This window comes from Rhodococcus marinonascens NBRC 14363 (assembly GCF_001894885.1).
Classification (GTDB): Bacteria; Actinomycetota; Actinomycetes; order Mycobacteriales; family Mycobacteriaceae; genus Rhodococcus_F; species Rhodococcus_F marinonascens.
On the sequence record NZ_BCXB01000070.1, the window covers coordinates 1 to 6,845 of the forward strand.

Annotated in this window: 7 protein-coding genes and 1 pseudogene; all 8 read right to left on the bottom strand. The window is 62.3% G+C overall.

Going from position 1 to position 6,845, the window contains the following annotated elements; translation table 11 throughout:
• The coding region (locus tag RM2_RS25470; protein WP_072691670.1) for a hypothetical protein at positions 1-394 on the bottom strand (394 nt) is incomplete at its 3' end.
• Positions 391-564: pseudogene (locus tag RM2_RS24280) on the bottom strand (DnaB-like helicase N-terminal domain-containing protein); the annotation flags it as partial. The pseudogene RM2_RS24280 and the gene RM2_RS25470, both read right to left, overlap by 4 nt.
• A gap of 39 nt (positions 565-603) precedes the next feature.
• Positions 604-1,542: a recombinase family protein gene (locus RM2_RS22310; RefSeq protein ID WP_072691672.1), complete on the bottom strand. Its 939-nt coding sequence runs from the start codon at positions 1,540-1,542 to the stop codon at positions 604-606.
• 133 nt (positions 1,543-1,675) lie between these two features.
• The gene (locus tag RM2_RS22315) at positions 1,676-2,086 is read right to left on the bottom strand and encodes a hypothetical protein (RefSeq protein ID WP_139277902.1); all 411 of its coding nucleotides are present in this window, start codon (positions 2,084-2,086) and stop codon (positions 1,676-1,678) included.
• A 764-nt stretch (positions 2,087-2,850) separates the two neighbouring features.
• Complete coding sequence (locus RM2_RS22320) at positions 2,851-3,501, bottom strand: RES family NAD+ phosphorylase (RefSeq protein ID WP_245814100.1); 651 nt, start codon at positions 3,499-3,501, stop codon at positions 2,851-2,853.
• Positions 3,498-4,004, bottom strand: coding sequence for a hypothetical protein (locus tag RM2_RS22325; RefSeq protein WP_072691674.1), 507 nt, complete (start codon positions 4,002-4,004; stop codon positions 3,498-3,500). Before RM2_RS22325 ends, RM2_RS22320 begins: the two co-directional genes overlap by 4 nt.
• A gap of 90 nt (positions 4,005-4,094) precedes the next feature.
• Positions 4,095-4,499 carry a hypothetical protein gene (locus RM2_RS23655; RefSeq protein ID WP_084721958.1) on the bottom strand — a complete coding sequence of 135 codons (405 nt, stop codon included), beginning with the start codon at positions 4,497-4,499 and terminating at the stop codon, positions 4,095-4,097.
• 23 nt (positions 4,500-4,522) lie between these two features.
• Positions 4,523-5,854, bottom strand: coding sequence for an RICIN domain-containing protein (locus RM2_RS22335; protein WP_084721959.1), 1,332 nt, complete (start codon positions 5,852-5,854; stop codon positions 4,523-4,525).
• Positions 5,855-6,845: the final 991 nt, after the last annotated feature.

Below are 6,845 nucleotides of genomic sequence, written 5' to 3' on the forward strand. Positions count from 1 at the left end.
AAGCCTGACGCCACCATTCCGCTGCGCTGGCCTCGACTTCGAGGGCGCGAGTGTGCCAGTCTCTTGTGCCAGTCAGCGATTGGATCGTCCCCGCCATCTGCTCCGCACTGCCGTCGATGTCGAGTCTGGTCAGGATGCGGGCTATACGGGCGGGGCTGTCAGGCCACCTGCCGCCGGTCGTTTCGACCAGAGATGCGATCAGGGTCGCGCACTCCTCGTCGGTGATCGGTGGCGGGGTGAGTGTCATCCCACGAAGGCCGCGGCTTCCCTGGGTGAGCCAGCGGTTACGTGCTTCTTGGCGTACTCGACGCCAGTACCACGGCGTCCGTAGGGTCTCCATTTCGCGCAATTGTAGAGCTGCGGCTTTGCCCTGACCCGGGACCTCGACGCTCATTGGCCTGTTCGTCCGAGGTTGCGGAGGCGTTCGGTGGCGGTGCGTTGTTGGCGGCCGATGGTCAGCAGGTGCTCGAACAGTTGGTCTTCGGGCAGGTGCTGTGCGGCCTGGGCCAAGGACTGCGCGGCGTCGACGAAGCTGCGCCGGTATGCCTGGGCGAGAACAGCACGCACGTCGATCGTACGATCCTCTCGTGACCGGCACGGGTCTCATGTGTGGTCGGGGCAGAGCAGTGCCGGGCTGGTGTGCCATCCGGCCCTGTGGAGCCAGTGCTGTGCCGGTTCCGGAAGTGTGCCGGTGCGGGCGTGTTCGGCGAGGACGCCGGTGAGGATGGGGCCGTCGCCGCAGATCGTGCACGCGATGTCGAACGCCGGCCCGGGTTCGCAATGACGGCAGTGGTGTCGCTCGAGCAGGGTGCCGGTGCTCTTCGGGTCCGGGTGGAGCCAGGTGACGGCGAGGTCGGCGCGTTGGTGTGCGGCCTCGGCGCGGGTGGTGGGGTCGTATCCGCAGGTCGGGCAGGCCCGCCGCGACCGCATCACTTCAGGACGTTCAGCACTTTCGGGGCGGGTGCGGGTGTCCGGGCCGGTCCTACGCTTTTTGTTCAGGTGCCCGTACACGGTGGTGCGGGGCACGTTCAACCGGTCCGCGATCGCGGCGACGGTGTGCTCGCCGGTGTCGTAGAGCTGTTGGGCGAGTTGGATCTGCTCGGCGGTGAGTTTCGGTGGGCGCCCACCCTTGCGGCCGCGGGCGCGGGCCGCGTCGCGTCCCTCGCGGGTGTTGGCCACCGCCAGCTCGTGGTGCAGGTCCGCGAGCACCGGCAGCATGGCGAGCATCGCGGCGCCTTCGGCGGTGGCGGTGTCGATTCCCTGCTCGAGCACCCTCAGACCCACCCGGCGCTGGTGTAGGTCGGCTCCGAGGCCGATCAGATGCGCCGCCGATCGGGCCAACCTGCTCAAATCGGTGATCACCAGGGTGTCGCCGCCGCGCAGCAGGGTCAGGACGAGGTCCAGCTGGGGCCGCGACGCCTTGACGCCCCCGGCGTGATCGAGGTGGATGTGCTCGGTATCGACACCGGCCCGGCGCAGGGCCTCGACCTGGGAATCCGGGTTCTGATCCGGGGTGGAGACCCGTGCGTAACCGAACAACATGCGTCGAGAATACCCACACCATGGTTTATTCGACATAGTTTACCGACACAGGTTTTCGACATGGCGGCGGAGCCACCGCGGAGACGAAAGCGCCCGACCTCTCGATCGGGCACTTTCTCATCGGCGCGTGAAATCAGCGCATCCCCGCCACCAATATCTCGCAGTCGGTCGCGGGAATCGCGCACATCCCTCCGGCTGCGTCCAGGACGAACCTGTAGTGACGAGCACCCGTAGAGAAATAGGAGGGCGTCCCGAGGATGACACCGAACTCCTCGAACCCCTCCGGCGCCATTGCCAGTCCCCACGCATCCGCTTCAACAGGGTTTACCTCTACGACGCTCCCTGTACGCGCGTGCCGGCCTTTAACCGACGTCGACACCATCACCGCACCAGGCGGGTACGGGCCAGGGAACTCCCGCGAACCATCAAGTGTGTGGTGGGAGGCGAGGATACGAACCTCCAGGTCCCGGTCGAGAACAGACCGTCCGACGAAATTCGGAATCTTGCCCCTTTCGATCGACAAGTCGGAACCTTCATCGCCCATGGCCCTTCCTCCTGAGTCTCCCGAGACCTCGGCCATGGACGCGCCGCACTCGTTGGACGAGCACATCGAAATCATCAGTCATCGTCGACCCTGCCTGATAGGTGCGGCGCTGCCGTAGCCGTGCTTCCGTTCGCCAACTGCCCATGTGAAGTGCGGGTGCCTGCTCAGTGCCGCCTCGACGGACTCTGAGGAGATCGGGACCTGGCTCCACGCGCGGTGTCCGGCAGCGAGCAGTCTTTCGGAATCGCAATCGAAGCGGTTGCGTAGCATTCGTTCCTCCTTGGATCAGCTATTCGTCGAGTCTCGTTCTGGTCCACGCTGGCTAGCGCCGAGAGAGGACGAAGATCTCCACGGTCACGCATCATGTCACCAGTAGTGATGCGTTGACCCATTGAGACCAAGGCCGTTTTCGGGACGACCCCACCGTGGCCCGCATGCGACCGAGTTGGTGGCCGCCCCGGCCCTGAGGTCAGCCCGATCAAGCGCAACAGATGCGACTGGCAAGTCCGCCGTCGACGAGATCGCCGCCCATTGCGGGCACCATGCACCCTGGAACGGATTCAGCAGTACGGCCCCGGGAGATTGCGGTCGGACATACGGGTCCGGTGGCTCGCGTCAGCAGGACATTGCCGAACCTGCACGCGCAATGTCGCCCTCGCCGCCATCTCCTTACCTCCCGCTCGCGGCCCGACCGTTGCAGCGGTTGGTCGTTGCCCGTCGTCTCCACCGGAACCGTGATGTGCGGTTGATGTTCGAGGGCTGCCTCAGCTCGGATCCAGGGACGGCGGCGGCGCCATGATCGTGATGCCCGCGTGCCGGTTCAGCTCATCGAGCAGATCGCCTCGTTCGATGAGGCTTTCCGTCCGGGCCACCCGATACACGCTCGGCCGCAACACCGAATCTGTCTGGTCCCCAGCCGCATCGAACAACGCGACGCACGTGTGAGTGTGCGACAGCTCGTGTCGCGCCCAGTACCGGAGGCCGTCGAAGCCCGCGGCCCGCAGATTCGCAGCCCACTGCTGGCTGAGTGGGTAGTCGATCGTGGTAGAGATTTCGGCGGTCAACCCGAACCGAATCCCGGCGTTGGAAGTGAGGTCCGCGATGAGCAGGTCCCGGTCAACGGTCAGGGTCGAGATTGCGCGGGCGGCGACGTCTGCGCGGGCGATGAACCGGATCCCCGCCCAGGCTTCGAGTAGTCCCACTATCTCCGACTCGGCGGTGTAGCAGGTGCCGGCCGGTCCCGACAGATCGAAACGGTTGTCGAGGCTGCTACCGAACCACCACGGGTCGAGTTTGGCGGAGTGGGTCCGATACAGCGCCGTGCCCGCCCGAACAGCAATCCCCGGAAACCGGCCCCGGAGCTGGTCCGGTGACGGTGGCGCACCGAGATGCTGACTCGCTCTCGGCCGGGTCACGAAGTCAGCCGCCCCGCCGCCTGACGAGCTAGGGTCACAACCTCGGTCCAGTCCCCGTCGATGAGAGCCTGGCGCGGTGTCCGACCATCGAGTTCCGGCTGCTTCGTCGACAACCACGACACCACGGTCCACTCTTCGACGTCAGCGGCACCCCAGGCCGTCAACGTCTCTTTCAACCCCAGGAGCGGTCGATGCGGCGCGGTGTCGGTCAGTCCCCCCGACCAGTACCCGACGCTGCCGTCTTCGGCGTGCAAGCGCAGGACTCGCCGATTCTGCACCGCCTGACTCAACGCCTGCTTCGACCACTCGGCGATTTCGAGGATCTGACTGTGCGTGAGGACCGGCCCGATGTGGTCCTCCCACGCCCGACGCGCCTTGAGGTTGGACAGCACCTTCTCGACACCGGCCTTGATGTACTGAGCATCGGCGGCGTCGAGCCGCTCCGCGGCCATTCCGCTCGCTTCGAGCTGGTCGTCGACGACCTTCTTCAATGGAGTGCTCATACCCCGATACTCCTCGGGTCAAGCGGTCAAGTCAATCGGTCAAGTGCGGTCCGGGGATGTGCCGATCGCCTACGGCCCGCCCGTTACCTTCTAAGCCCAGGCATAAGTGGTCCCGAACCACGGGGCCACGGTCGCCAAGTTCGGGCGGCCGGTGTAGACGGGGAAACCGACACCGCCTACTTCCTCGGAGGTGCCAGCACCTCCGGCCGGCTCCGCACCCAGATCGGGGCGGCGATCGGCGACGCCGCCAGATCGGTATCCGAGAGGTCGCCACCGTCCACGGTGTGTCCTGGTCTTCCGCGCACCGCGCGTTCGTTTGCACACGCCGATCGGCTTCTGACCGAACCCGCGTCGGTGCGGGTCCTCGGGGGCTCTTCGATCTTGATCGGCAGCCTGGTAGTGGGAAAGCTCGTCATCGAGCCCCCGTACCGGCCAGTCACCGACCACCGCCACGTCGAACAGTCGAAACGCAGGGACGTCGAACGCGACCTGCACAGGTCTAGTTCAAAGAATCCCATTTACATATTCCACTGTTGATTCGACTCACCAGTGCAAGGGGCGATTTGAACCGGGGTGCCATTGGCGGAGATGCCGTCGGTGACTTCGAGGCATCTGCCGGTCGTGTTTTGAACGATGCCGGCGCCAGGTTGGTTCCCGTCGGTGACTTCGTCGGCGATAGTCCACCGTTGCGTGATATGTCCGGAGCATTTGCCTAGTTCGACGGGCGTGACGCCATCCGGGCTCGGATCATCGCCGAACTGCCCGTAGCCGTCGTTGAGTTCTTGCAGGCACAATCCGGACACCGGGTTGACGATCTCACCGCGGTCGGTGACTGTCCACTGCTGGTTGGGGCCTTCGTGGGGATCCCACATCTGTATCCGAGAAGAGATATCGGTGCTCTCGTCGACCACGTCGAGAACCCGACCGTCCAACCCGTACACCGGCTTCGGCTTGGCAGTCACTTCAATTGTTGTCAACGGTTTTCCGCCCCCGTTCACAGATGTGCTATCCGGTGTATCCAAGGGTGCACACCGAACTGCAAATAGTTTACCGTCAGTATTCTTTACGTCGAAGGTGAAGAAATTCTCCGGTCTCCCATATTCACCAGAATCTCCCGTGTGGCGGAGGGTTGGTTCTATCGTAGATCCTGCCTCACCTGCTTTCACGGTAATATCCATAGCGGGAAATGAGGCAACGGGCAATCCATTCCGCTGAAATTCGAAGTCGTGAGTTTCCCAACCCAGTCCACTAGTGGATTCTTCTGTGATGTTGTCGTGGGCCATCCGTACGACGGATCCGTTTTCGTCTTCGTCACCCTTCTCGTTCACCCTGATTACTTCGGGAAGAGTGTTGGTGTTTCCATCATTTGCGAAGTACACACCGGTCACCGTGTCCACATCGACCAGTTCAGTGCCCGGTGGTATGTCCACGTCATACTTCATCCGCGCCCACGACGTGACGGAATGCCCATCAGCGTTAAAGAGAGGTTCTTTCTGATAGGCCTTGTCGTCCGAAGGTTCATAGGCATTCACGCTGTTAGACTGAGGAGTAATTCGGTAGGTGAACACGTCACCCTCTTGAACGGTTTTAGGTGCTGTTACGGTTACACCCCAATGCGACACGAAATAGACTCTATTCAGGATAGGATCTGAAACTCTGAATTCACCGAACGGTGGGTATTTCTTATCAGTGCCCTGACAGCTCACATCGAAGGATACGTCCGTTCGTGTCAGTCCTGAAAGCGAATTGAACTGGTTGTCGACGACCGCCGCGGCCGTGTTGGTGGGTACCAGGAGTATTCCGGCTGTCGCTACCGCGACAACACTCGATCGCCTGTGGACTGTCCGCATTTCATGCACCTTCTGTTCTTTGCCGTCAGATCATGTTGTTGCTTTGGCGAAGCGCTCTAGGTTGTTCCGTCTCGGAAAAGTAAGGAAATTACTCGCGTATTGTGTTGACGAAAAGAACGTCGACCAGTCCGTCGAAACCTGGATGTCTCTTACCCGCGTTTCGAAACCGCGCCACAACTCACCTTGAATTTTGTCGCTAACTGAAAGATGCCATCCTGTCCGGTGCCCAGATTGTCATCGGCCGATGTGGCGGCATGTGTGAAGGGCTGGACTCCAGCGGACATGATTGCTACTGCGCAATTCGTGACCAGCGGGTTCGATTCATGGTTGATGTTCCTTAGTTCTGAACCCGGATTGTTCACGGCACGGCCCTGTTTGCGGCCCTTGAAGGTAGTCGCGAAACTCAGGTGGTGCCGTAAGAGGTTGAACCCTCACGAATTTTGTGTGATTCGTGTTGCTGAGACGCAATCACGAACATGAGGATCCGCGAGCCATGTCATAGGTGGTGTTCGGAATGGGGGGATCAATTTCTCTCTCCTGCACACGCCCGATAATTTCGGGATGTTCCAAGACTTCTCGCTCTTGGCATCCACTGCGACCACTGACGGTATAGGTGATTACCATAAGTAAGCAATGGGATCGGGAAGATTTCCCCCGGATGGTGGACACCGGTGCTACACCGGATGGTGGATACCGGTGCTACACCGGAGGTTGACCCTGATCTCGTAGAAGTTGAGGTGGCGGTCCCCGCACGAGAGGGGTCTGCTGCACGGATAGGTTGACCTCTGAGCGGTCGGCGCCTCCACCTCTCCTAGCCGGCCCGGCCGGGGGCGGTCTTCTCCCTCTGCCGGGGGCACGCCGAGCACGAACCCGCTCCGCATCCGGACGTATTACTCCCGGGGCCGGCCCGGCTTGTTCTCACTCATCCGCCACTCCCCCGTTCGATGGCACAAACCCGTACCACACGGGCACCGGGTGTCTCGCAAACAAT

Excerpts from the sequence above, each read along its gene's own strand:
- RM2_RS22335 (WP_084721959.1), bottom strand. The coding sequence starts at position 5,854 with ATGCGGACAGTCCACAGGCGATCGAGTGTTGTCGCGGTAGCGACAGCC.
- RM2_RS22325 (WP_072691674.1), bottom strand. The coding sequence starts at position 4,004 with ATGAGCACTCCATTGAAGAAGGTCGTCGACGACCAGCTCGAAGCGAGC.
- RM2_RS22310 (WP_072691672.1), bottom strand. The coding sequence starts at position 1,542 with ATGTTGTTCGGTTACGCACGGGTCTCCACCCCGGATCAGAACCCGGAT.
- RM2_RS22315 (WP_139277902.1), bottom strand. The coding sequence starts at position 2,086 with ATGGGCGATGAAGGTTCCGACTTGTCGATCGAAAGGGGCAAGATTCCG.